This window comes from Streptomyces glaucescens, from assembly GCF_000761215.1.
Classification (GTDB): domain Bacteria; phylum Actinomycetota; class Actinomycetes; order Streptomycetales; family Streptomycetaceae; genus Streptomyces; species Streptomyces glaucescens_B.
The window spans coordinates 5,695,331-5,711,827 of record NZ_CP009438.1; the positions used below are offsets into that span (position 1 = coordinate 5,695,331).

Sequence of the window (16,497 nt, forward strand, 5' to 3'; positions counted from 1 at the left end):
ACTTCAGGGCGTTTTCGCCCGTACAGGGAGGCGGCATGACAGAGACGGCGAGCGGTCCGGCACGAGGTTCCCGAGCGAAGGGCGCCAAGGCGACCAAGGGGCTGCGTATCGAGCGCATCCACACCACCCCCGGCGTTCACCCGTACGACGAGGTGACCTGGGAGCGCCGTGACGTCGTCATGACCAACTGGCGCGACGGCTCGGTCAACTTCGAGCAGCGTGGCGTCGAGTTCCCCGACTTCTGGTCGGTGAACGCGGTCAACATCGTCACCAGCAAGTACTTCCGTGGTGCCGTCGGCACCCCGCAGCGCGAGACCAGCCTCAGGCAGCTGATCGACCGCATCGTGAAGACGTACCGGAAGGCCGGTGAGGACTACAACTACTTCTCCTCGCCCGCCGACGCCGAGATCTTCGAGCACGAGCTGGCGTACGCCCTCCTGCACCAGATCTTCAGCTTCAACAGCCCGGTCTGGTTCAACGTCGGCACCCCCCAGCCCCAGCAGGTCTCCGCCTGCTTCATCCTGTCCGTCGACGACTCCATGGAGTCGATCCTCGACTGGTACAAGGAAGAGGGCATGATCTTCAAGGGCGGCTCCGGCGCCGGCCTGAACCTCTCCCGCATCCGCTCCTCCAAGGAGCTGCTGTCCTCCGGCGGCAACGCCTCCGGTCCCGTCTCCTTCATGCGCGGCGCCGACGCCTCCGCCGGAACGATCAAGTCCGGTGGCGCCACCCGCCGCGCGGCCAAGATGGTCATCCTCGACGTCGACCACCCCGACATCGAGGACTTCATCGAGACCAAGGTCAAGGAAGAGGAGAAGATCCGCGCCCTGCGCGACGCGGGCTTCGACATGGACCTGGGCGGCGACGACATCACGTCCGTCCAGTACCAGAACGCCAACAACTCGGTCCGCGTGAACGACGAGTTCATGAAGGCGGTCGAGGAGGGCGGCAAGTTCGGCCTGCGTGCCCGCATGACCGGCGAGGTCATCGAGGAGGTCGACGCCAAGGCGCTCTTCCGTAAGATGGCCGAGGCGGCCTGGGCCTGCGCCGACCCGGGCATCCAGTACGACGACACGATCAACCACTGGCACACCTGCCCGGAGTCCGGCCGCATCAACGGCTCGAACCCCTGCAGCGAGTACATGCACCTGGACAACACGTCCTGCAACCTGGCCTCGCTGAACCTGATGAAGTTCCTGAAGGACGACGGCAAGGGCAACCAGTCCTTCGACGCCGGCCGCTTCGCCAAGGTCGTCGAGCTGGTCATCACCGCGATGGACATCTCCATCTGCTTCGCGGACTTCCCGACCGAGAAGATCGGCGAGAACACCCGCGCGTTCCGCCAGCTCGGCATCGGCTACGCCAACCTCGGCGCCCTGCTGATGGCCACCGGCCACGCGTACGACTCCGACGGCGGCCGGGCCCTCGCCGGTGCCGTCACCTCCCTGATGACCGGCACGGCCTACCGCCGCTCCGCGGAGCTCGCCTCGGTCGTCGGACCGTACGACGGGTACGCCCGCAACGCCGACGCCCACAAGCGCGTCATGAAGCAGCACGCCGACGCCAACGACAAGGCCGTCCGCATGGACGACCTGGACACGCCGATCTGGGCCGCCGCCACGGAGGCCTGGAACGATGTGCTCCGTCTCGGCGAGAAGAACGGTTTCCGTAACTCCCAGGCGTCCGTGATCGCCCCGACCGGCACCATCGGTCTGGCGATGTCCTGCGACACCACCGGCCTCGAGCCCGACCTCGCCCTGGTCAAGTTCAAGAAGCTGGTCGGCGGCGGCTCGATGCAGATCGTCAACGGCACCGTCCCGCAGGCCCTGCGCCGCCTGGGCTACCAGGAGGAGCAGATCGAGGCGATCGTCGCCCACATCGCCGAGCACGGCAACGTGATCGACGCCCCCGGCCTCAAGCCGGAGCACTACGAGGTGTTCGACTGCGCCATGGGCGAGCGCGCCATCTCCCCGATGGGCCACGTCCGCATGATGGCCGCGATCCAGCCGTGGATCTCCGGCGCCCTGTCCAAGACGGTCAACATGCCGGAGACGGCGACCGTCGAGGAGGTCGAGGAGATCTACTTCGAGGCCTGGAAGATGGGCATCAAGGCCCTCGCCATCTACCGCGACAACTGCAAGGTCGGCCAGCCGCTGTCGGCCAAGAAGAAGGACGACGAGAAGAAGCCCGAGGTGAAGGCCGAGGAGGCCCCCGCCAAGGTCGAGAAGGTCGTCGAGTACCGCCCGGTCCGCAAGCGCCTCCCGAAGGGACGTCCCGGCATCACCACGTCCTTCACCGTCGGCGGCGCCGAGGGCTACATGACCGCCAACTCCTACCCGGACGACGGTCTCGGCGAGGTCTTCCTGAAGATGTCCAAGCAGGGCTCGACCCTCGCGGGCATGATGGACGCCTTCTCCATCGCGGTCTCGGTCGGCCTCCAGTACGGCGTGCCGCTGGAGACGTACGTCTCGAAGTTCACGAACATGCGCTTCGAGCCGGCCGGTATGACGGACGACCCGGACGTGCGGATGGCGCAGTCGATCGTCGACTACATCTTCCGCCGCCTGGCGCTCGACTTCCTGCCCTTCGAGACCCGCTCCGCGCTCGGCATCCACTCCGCCGAGGAGCGTCAGCGGCACCTGGAGACCGGCTCCTACGAGCCGCTGGACGACGAGGACGTCGACGTCGAGGGCCTGGCCCAGTCGGCTCCGCGCGCCCAGGAACTCAAGGCCGTCGCCACCCCGAAGGCCGAGACCGAGGCGGCCTCGCCCGCCCCCAAGCAGGCCCACACCAGCGCCGAGCTGGTGGAGATGCAGCTGGGCATCCAGGCCGACGCCCCGCTCTGCTTCTCCTGCGGCACGAAGATGCAGCGGGCCGGCTCCTGCTACATCTGCGAGGGCTGCGGCTCGACCAGCGGCTGCAGCTGATCGCTGAGCTGTGAGTGAGGGGCGCCGGCACTGAGCCGGCGCCCCTCGTGGCGTCCGCGGGGGAACCCCGCGGTCAGGACCTGTGCAGGGTCCCCATGACGCGGGTGAAGTGCGTGGGGTCGTCCTCGAAGCCGATCAGCCCGGGGCGGAACTCCCACACGCCCGCCTCGTCCCGCCGGAACTCCGCGACCGCAGCCGCGGTCGCCCCGAGGACCCCGCCGAAGTCGTCCTGCGCGAGATCGGTGTAGCCCTCACGGATGCGCAGAGCCGGGTTGACCACGCTGACGAAGGTGCGCCGCCCGGGCCGCTGCTGGATCGCGACACCGACCACCACGCGCGCGTAGCGCGCGTCGAGCCGGTTCAGCTCCACGGTCAGCACCTCGTCCCAGCCGAAGCCCTTGCCGTCCTTGCTGTCGCGGTTGAGGTAGATGGTGCCGTCGGGGGAGCGGCTGTCGAAGTGCACCACGTACGCGGGATCGCCGTACGGCTCGCCCGCCTGATACGTGGCGGCCACTATGTCGAGATCGGTGGGCGGCTGCCCCGCCGGACTGGGGTCCCACTTGAGCGCGATCTCGACCTTGCCGATCCCCTTGCTGATGCCGTTCACGAACGTCCCCCTTCCCCGAGTGCCCGCAGGCCGAACTGCCGGGCGGTCCAAGCCGGTTGCCCATCCTGCCACGCGCGCCGGGGCGCTCGCGCCCGGCCTGTCCGCCGGAGCGTGACCCCCGCCACGTCCCGGGGCCTTACCATGGCGCGGTGCTGGTCAAGTGGACTCGCTGCACCGTGGTGGACCGTCGGGGGTTCGAGCGGGGGCAGCGAAAGTGGGCGGGGCTGCTGGGTGAGCCGGGTTTCCGGGGGCAGGGCGGGGGCTGGAGCCGCAGCCGGCCCTCGGTGGCCCACGTGTTCGCCTTCTGGGAGAGCCGGGCCTTCTACGACTCCTTCATGGCCCGCTCCCACGACCGGCTGGCGGCGGCCCAGTCGGGCACCTTCAAGGACGCGCAGGCCCGGCTGTTCGACCACCGCTTCGACGTGAAGACCGGCTTCGAGCCCCGTTTCACGGACGCCGATCTCCTCCGGGTCGCCCTGTGCCGGGTCCACGCGGACCGGGTCGAGAACTTCACCCTGATGCAGGAGAAGGTGTGGAACCCGGCCATGGCCGGTTCGCCGGGCATGATCCGCGGTCTGTTCGCCGAGGCCCCGGGCAACGAGTTCATGGTCCTGTCGATGTGGCGGTCGGCGGCCGAGCACGGCAAGTACCGCACCGAGCGGGTGGAGCGGCTCGCCCTGCGCGCGCAGACCGAGGCGGACGTCGCCGCGCTCACGGGCGACGTCGTGGATCTGGAGCCGACCTGGACGGTCTGACGGGAAATGTGTGATCTACGCCGTATGGAGCCCGTACGAGTGCTCCACCGGTCGTGGCGCGATCTAGGGTTTTGGCATGGCACGACCACGGCGCATCGTCCTTGTCCGGCACGGCGAGTCAACGGGCAATGTTGATGACTCCGTGTACGAACGCGAACCCGACCACGCACTCGCCCTCACCGAGCGGGGTCTGCGGCAGGCCGAGGAGACCGGCAAGAGACTGCGGGAGCTGTTCGGCCGGGAACGGGTCAGCGTCTACGTCTCCCCGTACCGCCGCACGCACGAGACCCTGCAGGCCTTCCACCTCGACCCCGAGCTGATACGCGTGCGCGAGGAGCCCCGGCTGCGCGAGCAGGACTGGGGGAACTGGCAGGACCGCGACGACGTACGCCTGCAGAAGGCGTACCGGGACGCCTACGGGCACTTCTTCTACCGCTTCGCCCAGGGGGAGAGCGGCGCCGACGTGTACGACCGGGTCGGCGGCTTCCTGGAGAGCCTGTTCCGCAGCTTCGAGGCCCCCGACCACCCGCCGAACGTGCTGCTGGTCACCCACGGCCTGGCCATGCGGCTGTTCTGCATGCGCTGGTTCCACTGGACCGTGGCCGAGTTCGAGTCGCTGCGGAATCCCGAGAACGGCGACATGCGGATGCTCGTCCTGGGGGAGGACGGCAAGTACACGCTGGACCGGCCGTTCGAACGCTGGCGAGATCCGGAACCCTACGGGATCACCGGATAGAGTGGCAGGGCGATGACCGCTGACTCCTCTTCCGACGGGCGCCTGGACCGCGCCCTGGCCAGCCTGCGCGGACTGGCCGTCGGGGACGCGCTGGGTTCCCAGTTCTTCGTGCCGGTGAACTATCCGCTGCTGAAGCGACGGGAGCTGCCGCCCGGCCCCTGGCAGTGGACCGACGACACGGAGATGGCCTGCTCCGTGGTGGCCGTCCTCGCCGCCCACCAGCGGATCGACCAGGACGCCCTGGCCCACTCCTTCGCCCACCACCACGACTTCGACCGCGGCTACGGCCCCGCCGTCAACCGTCTGCTGCGGCTCGTCCGGGAGGGCGGCGACTGGCGCGAGCTGGCCGCCGCGCTCTTCAACGGACAGGGTTCCTGGGGCAACGGTGCCGCCATGCGGATCGCCCCCCTGGGCGCCTGGTACGCCGACGACCCCGAGCAGGCGACCCATCAGGCGGAGATCTCCGCCTACCCCACGCACCAGCACCGTGAGGCCGTCGTCGGCGCCATGGCCGTCGCCGCGGCCGCCGCGCTGGCCGCCGATCCCGCCGGGCCGCCGAGCCCCGAGGCACTGCTCGACGGTGTGGTCTCGCTCGTCCCGAAGAGCGCGGTCGGAGCGGGTCTGCGGCGCGCCCGCGACATGCTCGACTACGGCGACCCGGCCACGGTCGCGGCCGTGCTGGGCTGCGGACGGCGTACGACCGCCCATGACACCGTGCCCTTCGCCCTCTGGTCGGCCGCGCGCTCGCTCGGGGACTACGAAGGGGCCTTTTGGACCACCGCGCAGGCCGGTGGTGACGTCGACACCACCTGTGCCATCGTGGGCGGGGTGATCGCCTCCGGCAGGGCTGGGGCACCGCCCGCCGAGTGGGCCGGGCGCACCGAGGCACTGCCGGACTGGGTACCGGCGGCGACGTCGGCCGGCTGACCCCGTTTGGCCGGGGTGCGGTCCGGCACGGACTGCCGCTGTCGCCGGGCATCTTCGGTGCCCACGCCTTGGGCCGACAAGGGGCATGACTGCGACCGGTATTGCGGCAGCCGTCATCAGCCGGCGTCGACTCAAACTCGCCACGTCAGAGTCAGGTCTCCGATCACCGGAATTCCGAGTGTGGGCGCAAGGGCTCCAGGACCCGTCATGCCTGCGGTTGGCGGCAATGCGAATTGGTCAAGCACTGCGACCAGATGGCGGTGTCCGTCACCGCCGGGCACTGGCACCCACAGGTGCAACTTGTTCGCAGCCGGGTCCCAATCCCAGTCCCCTTCGTAACTGACGGCTCCGCCGATGAAAGCAAGCCTTCCGAACCACTTGTCCTCGGGGTGCGGGCCTGAAATCTTGGCGTCATCCCACACGAAGTCGATCTGTCCGGTCTGAGGGGTCCAGTCAGGGATGATGTTGATGTTTGCGCCGCGTCGCATTGTGCCTCCTGGGCGGCGATCCTCGAACAGTTCAGGAACGCCAGACCTCCGGATCCGGCTGACGTAGCTCGGAGCAGGGGCGTCGCGATGCGCAATCGGTTTTCGCTATTCTCACCGCTCAACGAACCCTCGCCCGCTCGCTCCGTATACCACTATGTGCCGCTGCAGTAGCGGGGGGCAAGCAGAGGGGGCACCGCAGAAAGCTCAGTATCGGCTTGACTCGCGACGGAGCCGAATGGCGACTCGGTACCGCGCTGACCAAGACATCAGTTCCTGTCGGCCCGGGCAGGTGCGGCTCTGAGAGCCGGGGCCTGATCCCCCTGGCCAAAGGCGCACAAACTCTCCGTGCGGGGTGGGAACTCTCCGTGACCGCAGGGCGTTGTCCCGGTATCCGCGGTGCATCGGCCGCCCCGCGGTGGTCCGTCGGGCAGCGCAGGGGGTGACGTGGGAGTGCTGGCAGTGTTGTGGGTCCTGCTCACCTGCGCGGTGACGGTGATGGTGGCGGTGCGGCCGGCGGTGCCGGGGAGCGGTGCGCGGACGGCCGGACCGGCGTCCTCCCCGTGGGGTCCCTGGACGCCGCCCCGCCGTCCGCGGTCACGCGCGGGCCGGCCGGCGAGCCGCGGACATACCCCCGTCATGCCCCTCGGCCCGCCGGTTCGTCCGGCCCGCGCCGTCCTTCGGTCAGCCGACCATCGGGCCCGCCGTGCCGGACAGGGCCTCCAGGTCGCTCTTGCGGACACGGATCACCCACCAGGCGGTGACCAGTGCCAGCACGGCCATCGCCGCGGCCGGGACGAACGCCGTCGAGATGCCCTCCGCGAGCACCTCATGGCCCCAGGGCGCCGGCAATTGGTGCGTCGTGGCGAACTCCGCCTGCTTCTCCGGCGAGCTCTCGGCCAGGAAGCTCGGCAGCTGCTTCTCGGCCTCGTCCTTGCTGGCCGTGCCGAACACGGTGGTGAGGATGGACAGGCCCAGCGAGCCGCCGACCTGCTGGGTGGCGTTGAGCAGGCCGGAGGCCGCGCCCGCCTCGTTCGGGGCGACCCCGGAGACCGCGGTCACTGTCGCCGTCACGAAGTTCAGGCCCATGCCGAAGCCGAACACCAGCATGGGGCCGAGGACGCCGCCGAGGTACGAGCTGTCGGGGGTGATGAACGTCTGCCAGATCAGCCCGGTCACGACGGCCGCCGAGCCGGCGACCATGAACGGCTTGGGCCCGAGCACCGGCAGGAACCGCTGCGACAGACCCGCGCCGATCACGATCGCGACCGTGACGGGCAGGAAGGCCACACCCGCCTTGATCGGGCTGTAGCCCAGTACGTTCTGGACGAACAGCACGATGTAGAAGAACATCCCGAACATGGCCGCCGCCAGGCTCAGCATGATCACATAGGTGCCCGCGCGGTTTCGGTCGGTGAACATCTTCAGCGGGGTGATCGGCTCCCTGGCCCGCATCTCCGTGAACACGAAGGCGACCAGCAGGACGAGCGCGGCACCGAAGGAGGTGAGCGTCAGACTGTCCCGCCAGCCTTCCTCGGCCGCGCGTATGAAGCCGTAGACGAGCGAGGCCATGCCGACCGTCGAGGTCAGCGCCCCCGCGATGTCGAAGCGGCCGGGGTGGCGTTCGGACTCGTTGATGTAGAGCGGGGTGAGTACGGCGATCAGCACACCGATCGGGACGTTGACGAAGAGCACCCAGCGCCAGTCCAGCCACTCGGTGAGCATGCCGCCGGCGAGCAGGCCGATCGCGCCACCGCCCGCCGAGACCGCGGCGAAGACGCCGAACGCGCGGTTGCGCTCCGGCCCCTCGGCGAAGGTGGTGGTGATGAGCGCCAGGGAAGTCGGCGACGCGATGGCGCCGCCCACGCCCTGCAGGGCACGCGCTGCCAGCAGCTGCCAGGGTTCCTGGGCGAACCCGCCGAGCAGGGAGGCGAAGGTGAACAGCAGGATGCCGGTGAGGAAGACCCGGCGGCGGCCCAGGATGTCACCGGCCCGGGCACCGAGGAGCAGCAGGCCGCCGAAGGTCAGGGTGTACGCGCTGACCACCCAGGTGAGATCGGTGGTGCTGAACGCCAGTGCGTCTTGGATGTGCGGAAGTGCGATATTCACAATCGTCGCGTCGAGTACCACCATGAGCTGGCAGGCCGCGATGACGGTGAGTGCGATGCCGGGATGCCCCTGCCGGCGCGCCGCACCCGGTTTCTGATGTTGCGTCAACTGAGAGGTCGTCACTATGGGTCCCCCACATGAGCGTTAGTGAACGCTCGCGTTCACTGTCGCGTCAACGGTAGTGAGTCCCCGCTAGTGAACGCAAGCGTTCACTGGATCCGTCATGCCGTGGTGCGTCCGACTGTCATGAGCAGAAAAGTCCCCTTCATCCCCGATAGCCATTTCCTGTTCGCTGGAGATACCCGAATGGTCACTTCGCGCTGGACGGCCGCCCCCGCTCGGGCGGCCTCTCCCCGTCGGCGCGGCGCCGTACTCGAACGTGCGATCCTCGATGCCGCGCTGGAGCAACTCAGTACGGTCGGCTGGAACGGCCTGACGATGGAGGGCGTCGCCGCGGGCGCCCAGACCGGAAAGGCGGCGGTCTACAGGCGCTGGCCGTCGAAGGAGGACCTCGTCGCGGACGCGCTGCAGGCCGGGCTGCCGCGGCTCGACGCGGCACCCGACCTGGGGAGCGTGCGCGAGGATCTGCTCGCCCTGTGCCGGCAGGCGCGTGACGCGATGTTCTCGCGTCCGGGATCCGCCCTGCGTTCCGTCATTCACGAATGCGACACCGTGCAGGCTGAACGCTTCCACACCGTGATCGTCGAGGGGGTGGTGGAACCGACCGTCAAGCTGCTGCGTGAGGTGATCACCCGTGGCATCGAGCGAGGCGAGGTGCGGGCGGACGCCGCCGACGGATACGTTCTCGATGCCGTCCCGGCCATGATGATGTACCGGTCGAAAATGTGCGGATGCGAATGGAGCGATCGAGACATCGAGGAGATGACCGACCGGCTGATGATGCCGCTGCTCCGCGTGGACGGAGGCTGAGCGCCGGCGGAGACCGTCGGGCGGGGGCGAGGGCAAACCGGGGTGTCGCCACGGGTTCGGACCGGCGTACGCTAAGGGCGCCATGCCGTACGAACCACCTACTCACACCGTCGAGCGCTCACTCCGCGCCACGACCGGAGCGAAGATCATTGCCGGTGTCGACGAGGTGGGGCGCGGCGCCTGGGCCGGCCCCGTCACCGTCTGCGCGGCGATAACCGGACTCCGCCGGCCGCCCGAAGGGCTCACCGACTCCAAGCTGCTCACCGTCAAGCGGCGCACCGAGCTCGCGCGGACACTGCAGCAGTGGGTCACGTCGTACGCCCTGGGGCACGCGTCCCCGGAAGAGATCGACGAGCTGGGAATGACGGCCGCGCTGCGGCTTGCGGCGGTGCGGGCTCTGGACGGTCTGCCCGTCCGCCCCGACGCGGTGATCCTCGACGGCAAGCACGACTATCTCGGCGCGCCCTGGACGGTCCGTACCGTGATCAAGGGCGACCGGTCGTGCGTGGCGGTGGCGGCGGCGTCGGTGATCGCCAAGGTCCAGCGGGACAAAATGATGGCCGAACTGGGTGCCGACCATGCAGACTTCGGTTTCGCGGACAACGCCGGGTATCCGTCGCCCGTGCACAAGGCCGCACTGGAGGTGCGGGGCCCCACTCCGTATCACCGGTTGTCGTGGGCGTATCTTGATGCGCTGCCCCAGTGGCGGCACCTCAAGAAGGCCCGCAGCTGGGCGGACGGAAGCGTTCCGGCGATCGAGGGCCAGCTCGGCTTCGATTTCTGACGTTTCCGATCGCACGTATGTGCCACCCAGTCGCGCGTGTCGCACCAACGTTTGATAAACATCAGGTCATGCCTCTCATCCCCGAGGAGCCTCAGATTCACGAGAGTGCCCAGGGTCCCCGCGCCACTCCGGCCAGCGGCCGCACCGCGCCGACCCCCCGCCCCGTACCCGGCCCCCGCCCCGCGGCTCCGCCGCGTCCCGGTCGTCCCGGCCCCGTCCGGCCCGCGCCTCCGGCGCAGCGGACGGCCCCCGACGCCTCAGCGGCCCACCCCGGCCCGGCCGGCCCCGCCGCCTCCGCTCCGGCGACCCCGCAGATCCAGCTGATCCCGGCCTCGGCCGAGGGAGCGCTCGACGCCGCCGAGGAGGCCGTGGACCTCCTGCTGGAGTCGGGCCGCGCCCCCGGTGACGTGCTGGTGATCACCACCGGCGAGCCGCACCCGTGGGCCGCCCACGAGCTGTCCTTCGGCGAGGCCGCCTACTGGGCCCAGCACGACGCGCGCGACGACGTGTTCTACGCCGACGCCGCCGTCGCCGGGCGTGCGGCTTCCCGGCCCGTGGTCGTCGTCGCCGTCAACGGCGGCTCCGACGCCGTGACCGCCACCGCCCTGCCCCTGGCCCTCGAGCGCGCCGGTGCCCTGCTGGTCGTCTGCGGTGACCCGCAGCAGATCAACGCGGTGCTGGGCGTCGGGGTCTGAGCAGGTCCGAACAGTCCCCGGTCCCGGGACGGGCGGGGCCGCGCACCCGCGACGGCTTCCGCGTGCCCCGGCCGCCCGGGCTGGGTGGTGGCCTGTCGGTGTGGGCCCCGGTGGGGTTGCCGAGGCGGTCGCCCGGGCAGACGCCGGTGAGGTGCGGCAGAGCCGCCCGTGCGCGATCAGCCGGGGCGAACCGTGCCGTGGCCGGTACGAGGGGCGTACCGCACGCGCTCGGTCAGGGGAGCGCGTGCCGTCGGCCGGGGTCGCCGTGGGGTTCGTGGACGGCTCAGCGTGCCGCCGCGCGGCGCAGCACCTCCGAGGCGGCGCCGCCGGTGCGTATCGGTGGTGGCGGTGCCTCGGACAGGGCGAAGGGCTCCGGTGCCGAGTGCGTACTGGGGCGGCGTCCGCCGCGTCCCTCCCCGAGGACCTGCCAGCCGTCCCGCGTCAGTGTGATGTACGCCCCGCAGCGCAGTCCGTGAAGTGTGCACGCGTCCCGCAGACCCCACATCCAGGCCCCGTCCTCCTCCGTCCAACGCGCGTCACCGTCCCGGCAGTACATCAGCACGGCCGTCCGCACCGGGGTGCGCCGGCGCAGGTCGTGCGGGATCACCCGGCGCAGCTGGGCGAGGAGCGCGTTGCGGAACATCCAGCCGTCGGCCGGGGCCGGGCGCCGGGTGAACGACGCGCTCGCCCGCACCCGTTCGTCCGGGTCGAGCACGGCCACGACCGCGGTGGCCGGCTGCGGACGGTGCCGTGCGTGCAGTCCGCTGACCACCTCGCGCGGATTGCGCAGCAGGGGGATCCCGGCGGCGGCCCACTCCGCGGGTTCGAGCATGCGGGCCAGGGGGTTGGCGGAAGCGGCGGACAGGTCGGCGGACGACGTGGATGCCGTAGACGGAGCGAATCCGAAGGTCACGATCCTCCCTTCGGCTACGCGCCCACACTGCGGGCGGGATCGGTTTCGGGGGAGCGCGCACCGCAGCGGAGCCCTGTCTGATCACGGACGAACCGTGCGGGGAGCGGACTTCAATTCTTCCTGTCGAACCTGGAAGCGGCAACGAGCAATTGGGGCCACCGACCCTTATCGGATGGTGGGTGGCTTATATCCCTACCCAAAGGTATGCCGGGCGACGCCCGGGGCCGACGGCGCAGGCCAGCCCGGTGCTGCGGTGCCGCACGGCCCGCCGGGCGGCGGGCCGCTGACGGGGCGTCGGCGGACGCGGGGCGCCGTGCCGCCGCTCAGCCCTGGACGGCGAGGACCAGGGGCAGCACCCCCTCGGCGCCGGCCCGCCGCAGCATGCGGGCCACGACCGCGAGGGTCCAGCCGGTCTCCGTGAAGTCGTCCACGAGCAGCACCGGTCCGTGGACGTCGGCCAGCGTGGCGGCGAGGGCGGGCGGCACGGTCAGCGCACCGTCGAGCACCTTGAGCCGCTGGGCGCTGTTGCTCCGGGGGACCGGTCCGCTGCCGGCGGTGTACTCGACCGTGCCCAGGAGCGGCAGCCGTCCCACGCGCGCGATGTGCTCGCCGAGGGAGCCGACCAGCCGGGGCCGGGAACGGGAGGCGATGGTGACGACACCGACGGGGCGCGGCTGGGCTTCCGGCGCTCCCGGCGCCCAGCCGCCCGGCCCCCTGGCCCAGTCGGCCAGGACCCCCACGACCGCTTTCGCCACATCGTCGGGCACCGGGCCGTCCGGGGCCTGGGGCGCGAACATCGGCCGCAGCCGGTTGCCCCAGCCGATGTCCGACAACCGGCCCAACGCCCGCCCCGTGGCGGCCTGTTCGCCGGCCGGGATGCGGCCCTTGAGGTCGACGCCGATCGCCGGCAGGCCGGTCGGCCACATCCGGCGCGGCTCCACCGCGACTCCTGCCCGCCCCAGGTCCGTGCGCGCGGCCTCCACGGCGGTCGTGGAGGTGTCCGCGGTGAACCGGGGCCCCGCGCAGTTGTCGCAGCGACCGCAGGGCTTGGCGCCCTCGTCGTCCAGCTGCCGTTGCAGGAACTCCATGCGGCAGCCGCTCGTCGAGGCGTACTCGCGCATCGCCTGCTGTTCGGCCCTCCGCTGCCGGGCCACCCAGTCGTAGCGCTCGGTGTCGTACGTCCACGGCTGCCCCGTCGCGATCCAGCCGCCCTTGACCCGCCGGACCGCCCCGTCGACGTCCAGGACCTTGAGCATCGTCTCCAGGCGGGAGCGGCGCAGCTCCACCAGCGGCTCCAGGGCGGGCAGGGACAGGGGACGGTCCGCGCGGGCCAGGACGTCGAGGGTGCGGCGGACCAGGTCCTCCGGCGGGAAGGCCAGGGAGGCGAAGTACTCCCAGATCGCCTCGTCCTCCCGCCCCGGCAGGAGCAGCACCTCGGCATGCTCCACACCACGTCCGGCGCGGCCGACCTGCTGGTAGTAGGCGATGGGGGAGGAGGGCGAGCCGAGGTGGACCACGAATCCCAGGTCGGGCTTGTCGAACCCCATGCCGAGGGCGGACGTGGCCACCAGCGCCTTCACCTTGTTGCCGAGCAGATCCTCCTCCGCCTGCTGCCGCTCGGCGTTCTCCGTCTTGCCCGTGTACGACGCGACCGTGTGCCCGCGGTGCCGCAGGAAGGCGGTGACCTCCTCGGCGGCCGCCACGGTGAGCGTGTAGATGATTCCCGAGCCCGGCAGGTCGTCGAGGTGGTCGGCGAGCCACGCCATCCGGTGCGCGGCGTCCGGCAGCCGCAGCACACCCAGGCTCAGGCTCTCGCGGTCCAGCGGGCCCCGCAGCACCAGGGCGTCCGTGGAGCCCCCGGTGCCGAGCTGGTCCGCGACGTCAGCGGTCACGCGGGCGTTGGCGGTGGCGGTCGTCGCGAGCACGGGGACGCCCGCCGGGAGGTCGGCCAGCATGGTCCGCAGGCGCCGGTAGTCGGGGCGGAAGTCATGACCCCAGTCCGAGATGCAGTGCGCCTCGTCCACGACGAGGAGGCCCGTCGCCGCGGCGAGCGCGGGCAGCACCTGGTCGCGGAAGTCGGGATTGTTGAGCCGCTCCGGACTGACCAGCAGGACGTCCACCGCACCGGCGGCGATCTCCGCCTGGACGGCGTCCCACTCCTCGGTGTTCGAGGAGTTGATCGTCCGGGCGTGGATGCCGGCCCGCGCCGCGGAGTCGACCTGGTTGCGCATGAGCGCGAGCAGCGGGGAGACGATCACGGTGGGGCCACTGCCCCGGGCACGCAGCAGCGCCGTCGCCACGAAGTACACCGCGGACTTGCCCCAGCCCGTGCGCTGGACGACCAGGGCCCGGCGCCGCTCGGCGACCAGCGCCTCGATGGCCCGCCACTGGTCCTCGCGCAGCCGTGCCGCGCCCGTGGCGTCACCGACGAGGCGGGCGAGGACCGCGTCGGCCTCCGCCCGGAGATCCGCGTTGCTCGTGTGCTCCATGCGTCCCATACAACAGGACGGCACTGACAGTGGGCACGGCGAGACGGACGGGAGAGGGGGGTGCGGCACCCGTCGGCGGCCCGCAGCCGGGATATGGGTGACGTGTCCCTGATCCGAGTTATCCACAGGCCGAAGCGGAGTTCGGCATTTCGCGAGATCGTCCTCGCATGACGAATCACGGCGAAACCACCGGTTCCTTCGGCAACGACGACATCACGGGACAGGAGGGGCGGAAGGGTCAGAGTGCTCCCGACACCCGCAGCATCTCCGAACCCGCACCGAAACCCACGGCCGCCGCCGGCGCGGAGGTCCTCGACGGCCGGACCGGGACCCACCAGGTCACCTTGCGCACCCCGGCGGAACTCGCGGACGCCCTGCCGTACCTGCTCGGGTACCGGCCGGAGGACAGCATCGTGCTCGTCGCCCTGCACGACTGGGGCGGACGCGGCAGGTTCGGCGGCCGGGCCCGGCTCGGCATCCCCGCCAACCCCGACGACTGGGCGTCGGTGGCCGCGGAGCTGACCCGCGGCCTGATGACGGGCAGCGCCCGGCGGCGCGGCACCCCGGAGGGCGTGGTGGCCTACCTCTGCCAGGACCCGGGCGACGGCGAGACGGCCCGGCAGGTCATGGAACGGCTGCGGCCGCTCGCCGACGAACTGCGGCACCGGTGCAGCAGGGCCGGCGCCCCGGTGGTCGAGGCGATCTGCATCTCCGGCGGACGCTTCTGGTCCTACTGCTGCGAGAGGAGGGGATGCTGCCCGGCCGACGGGGAGCCGATGGGACTGCCCGGCACCTCGGTCCTGGCAGCCGCCGCCACCTACGCCGGGATCCAGGTGCGGGGGACCCTGCGCGAACTGCGCGCCCGGCTGCTGCCGTGGGAGACCGCGGCCGCCCTGGAACAGGAGGTCGCCCTGGACACGGCCGGCATGGCGCTCGTGCCCAGGATCCTCGATGGTTCCGGCCGCGTCGACGTGGCCGAGGAGACGCTGGCACTGGCCCAGCGGCTCATCGGACGGCTGGCCACGGCCCGGCCGGTGACCGGAACGCTGCAGGCGGACCTCCGTGACGACGAGCTGATCGACCACGAGGAGGCCGCCACGCTGATCCTCGGCCTGCAGGACCGCACGACCAGGGACCGCGCCGCGGAGTGGATGGAGGGTGACGAGGCCGGGCCCGCTCTCCGGCTGTGGCGGGCGCTGGCCCGCCGCTGCGTCGGGCCCTACACCGAGCACGCCGCGGCACCCCTGACCCTCGCCGGCTGGGTCGCCTGGTCGACGGGCGACGAGCTGGAGGCCCGCGAGGCCCTGGCCATGGCCCTGGGTGCGGACCCCGGCTACCTCTTCGCGCGCCTCCTCCACCAGGCGATCAACGAGGGCCTGGACCCGGAGTCGATCCGCCGCTGCCTGCGGGGGGAGCCGGAGGGCCGTACGACCCGGGCGCCCGGCACCGGACACGACCCGGTGGCGGCAGACGGCACCGCCTCCGGAGTCGCGGAAACGACCGGGAAGGCGGGGGTGAGGGAAGGGGCGGACGCGGGGGAGCGGCCCTCGGCCGCGGTACCGGACGACCCCCAGGAGCCCGGTGACGCCGCACCCACCGCGCCTGCCGCACCCATCGCACCCACCGGGCTCACCGCGCCCGACGATCCCGCCGTGCTCGTTGAGCCCGACCGCGCCGGTGCCGGCGGCCACCCCGGACTCGTACCGGCGCCCGGAGCGTCCGCGCTCCGCCGCGCCCGGGCTCGGGCGCTGCCCTCGGGGGCGAAGGCGCCGAACACGACCGGCGCGGGCCCGCGGTCCCGGAAGAGGGCCGCCGGCACGCACCCGGGCGCGGGACGGCTCGGCGGAACCCGCCCGCGTTCCCCGAAGGGGTCCGCGCGGCGTGGCAGCCGCACGGAGGAACCGCGCTCGGGCTCCGGCACCGGCGGCGGTGCCCAGGAGGACAGGTGAGCGTCCACTGAGGGGCCGGCGTCACCTGAATGGCGGAACACCTGGACGGGACGCCCGGGCCGGACGAGTTGCCGTACCTTCCCGGTCCTGGCGGACGCGCTTGCCGCAGCCCTCCGGTCCTGACGGGCGTCCTCTCGTCGGCTCGGCACAGCGGCAACGGGGCGGCGCGCCAAGGGCCGCCGCCCGGAGGC

General features: G+C 71.4%; 13 protein-coding genes. 8 read left to right on the forward strand and 5 right to left on the reverse strand.

The window, feature by feature from the left end; all coding sequences use genetic code 11:
- Window positions 1-35: 35 nt before the first annotated feature.
- Complete coding sequence (locus tag SGLAU_RS24725; RefSeq protein WP_043504652.1) at window positions 36-2,927, forward strand: vitamin B12-dependent ribonucleotide reductase; 2,892 nt, start codon at window positions 36-38, stop codon at window positions 2,925-2,927.
- Between the two features lie 73 nt (window positions 2,928-3,000).
- On the opposite strand, the gene SGLAU_RS24730 is transcribed toward SGLAU_RS24725, so the two are convergent.
- Window positions 3,001-3,534, reverse strand: coding sequence for a TerD family protein (locus SGLAU_RS24730; RefSeq protein ID WP_043504653.1), 534 nt, complete (start codon window positions 3,532-3,534; stop codon window positions 3,001-3,003).
- 149 nt (window positions 3,535-3,683) lie between these two features.
- On the opposite strand from SGLAU_RS24730, the gene SGLAU_RS24735 reads away from it, so the two are divergent.
- The 3 genes from SGLAU_RS24735 to SGLAU_RS24745 all read left to right on the forward strand — a co-directional run bounded on the left by SGLAU_RS24735 (window position 3,684) and on the right by SGLAU_RS24745 (window position 5,952).
- Window positions 3,684-4,289, forward strand: coding sequence for a YdbC family protein (locus SGLAU_RS24735; RefSeq protein ID WP_043504654.1), 606 nt, complete (start codon window positions 3,684-3,686; stop codon window positions 4,287-4,289).
- A 76-nt stretch (window positions 4,290-4,365) separates the two neighbouring features.
- On the forward strand, window positions 4,366-5,025 hold the full coding sequence (locus SGLAU_RS24740; RefSeq protein WP_043504655.1) for a histidine phosphatase family protein: 660 nt from the start codon (window positions 4,366-4,368) through the stop codon (window positions 5,023-5,025).
- A gap of 12 nt (window positions 5,026-5,037) precedes the next feature.
- Entirely contained in the window at window positions 5,038-5,952 is a 915-nt protein-coding gene (locus SGLAU_RS24745) for an ADP-ribosylglycohydrolase family protein (protein ID WP_043504656.1), read from the forward strand.
- Between the two features lie 131 nt (window positions 5,953-6,083).
- On the opposite strand, the gene SGLAU_RS35315 is transcribed toward SGLAU_RS24745, so the two are convergent.
- Window positions 6,084-6,440 carry a hypothetical protein gene (locus SGLAU_RS35315; RefSeq protein ID WP_159072801.1) on the reverse strand — a complete coding sequence of 119 codons (357 nt, stop codon included), beginning with the start codon at window positions 6,438-6,440 and terminating at the stop codon, window positions 6,084-6,086.
- A 681-nt stretch (window positions 6,441-7,121) separates the two neighbouring features.
- Window positions 7,122-8,669, reverse strand: coding sequence for an MFS transporter (locus SGLAU_RS24750; protein ID WP_043504658.1), 1,548 nt, complete (start codon window positions 8,667-8,669; stop codon window positions 7,122-7,124).
- Window positions 8,670-8,852: 183 nt separating this feature from the next.
- Between SGLAU_RS24750 and SGLAU_RS24755 the strand changes: the two genes are divergently transcribed.
- The 3 genes from SGLAU_RS24755 to SGLAU_RS24765 all read left to right on the forward strand — a co-directional run bounded on the left by SGLAU_RS24755 (window position 8,853) and on the right by SGLAU_RS24765 (window position 10,955).
- A complete protein-coding gene (locus SGLAU_RS24755) occupies window positions 8,853-9,476 on the forward strand; it encodes a TetR/AcrR family transcriptional regulator (RefSeq protein ID WP_043504660.1) in 624 nt (207 codons plus the stop codon).
- Between the two features lie 82 nt (window positions 9,477-9,558).
- On the forward strand, window positions 9,559-10,260 hold the full coding sequence (locus SGLAU_RS24760; protein WP_043504661.1) for a ribonuclease HII: 702 nt from the start codon (window positions 9,559-9,561) through the stop codon (window positions 10,258-10,260).
- 68 nt (window positions 10,261-10,328) lie between these two features.
- Window positions 10,329-10,955, forward strand: coding sequence for a hypothetical protein (locus SGLAU_RS24765; protein WP_043504663.1), 627 nt, complete (start codon window positions 10,329-10,331; stop codon window positions 10,953-10,955).
- A gap of 283 nt (window positions 10,956-11,238) precedes the next feature.
- Here SGLAU_RS24765 and SGLAU_RS24770 read toward each other — a convergent pair whose 3' ends face one another.
- Both SGLAU_RS24770 and SGLAU_RS24775 read right to left on the reverse strand, forming a co-directional pair.
- The gene (locus SGLAU_RS24770; protein ID WP_043504664.1) at window positions 11,239-11,868 is read right to left on the reverse strand and encodes a hypothetical protein; all 630 of its coding nucleotides are present in this window, start codon (window positions 11,866-11,868) and stop codon (window positions 11,239-11,241) included.
- Between the two features lie 323 nt (window positions 11,869-12,191).
- Entirely contained in the window at window positions 12,192-14,357 is a 2,166-nt protein-coding gene (locus SGLAU_RS24775) for a RecQ family ATP-dependent DNA helicase (protein ID WP_043504666.1), read from the reverse strand.
- A 167-nt stretch (window positions 14,358-14,524) separates the two neighbouring features.
- Here SGLAU_RS24775 and SGLAU_RS24780 point away from each other — a divergent pair, with 167 nt between their 5' ends.
- Entirely contained in the window at window positions 14,525-16,306 is a 1,782-nt protein-coding gene (locus SGLAU_RS24780; RefSeq protein WP_078957876.1) for a DUF4192 domain-containing protein, read from the forward strand.
- Window positions 16,307-16,497 lie beyond the last annotated feature (191 nt).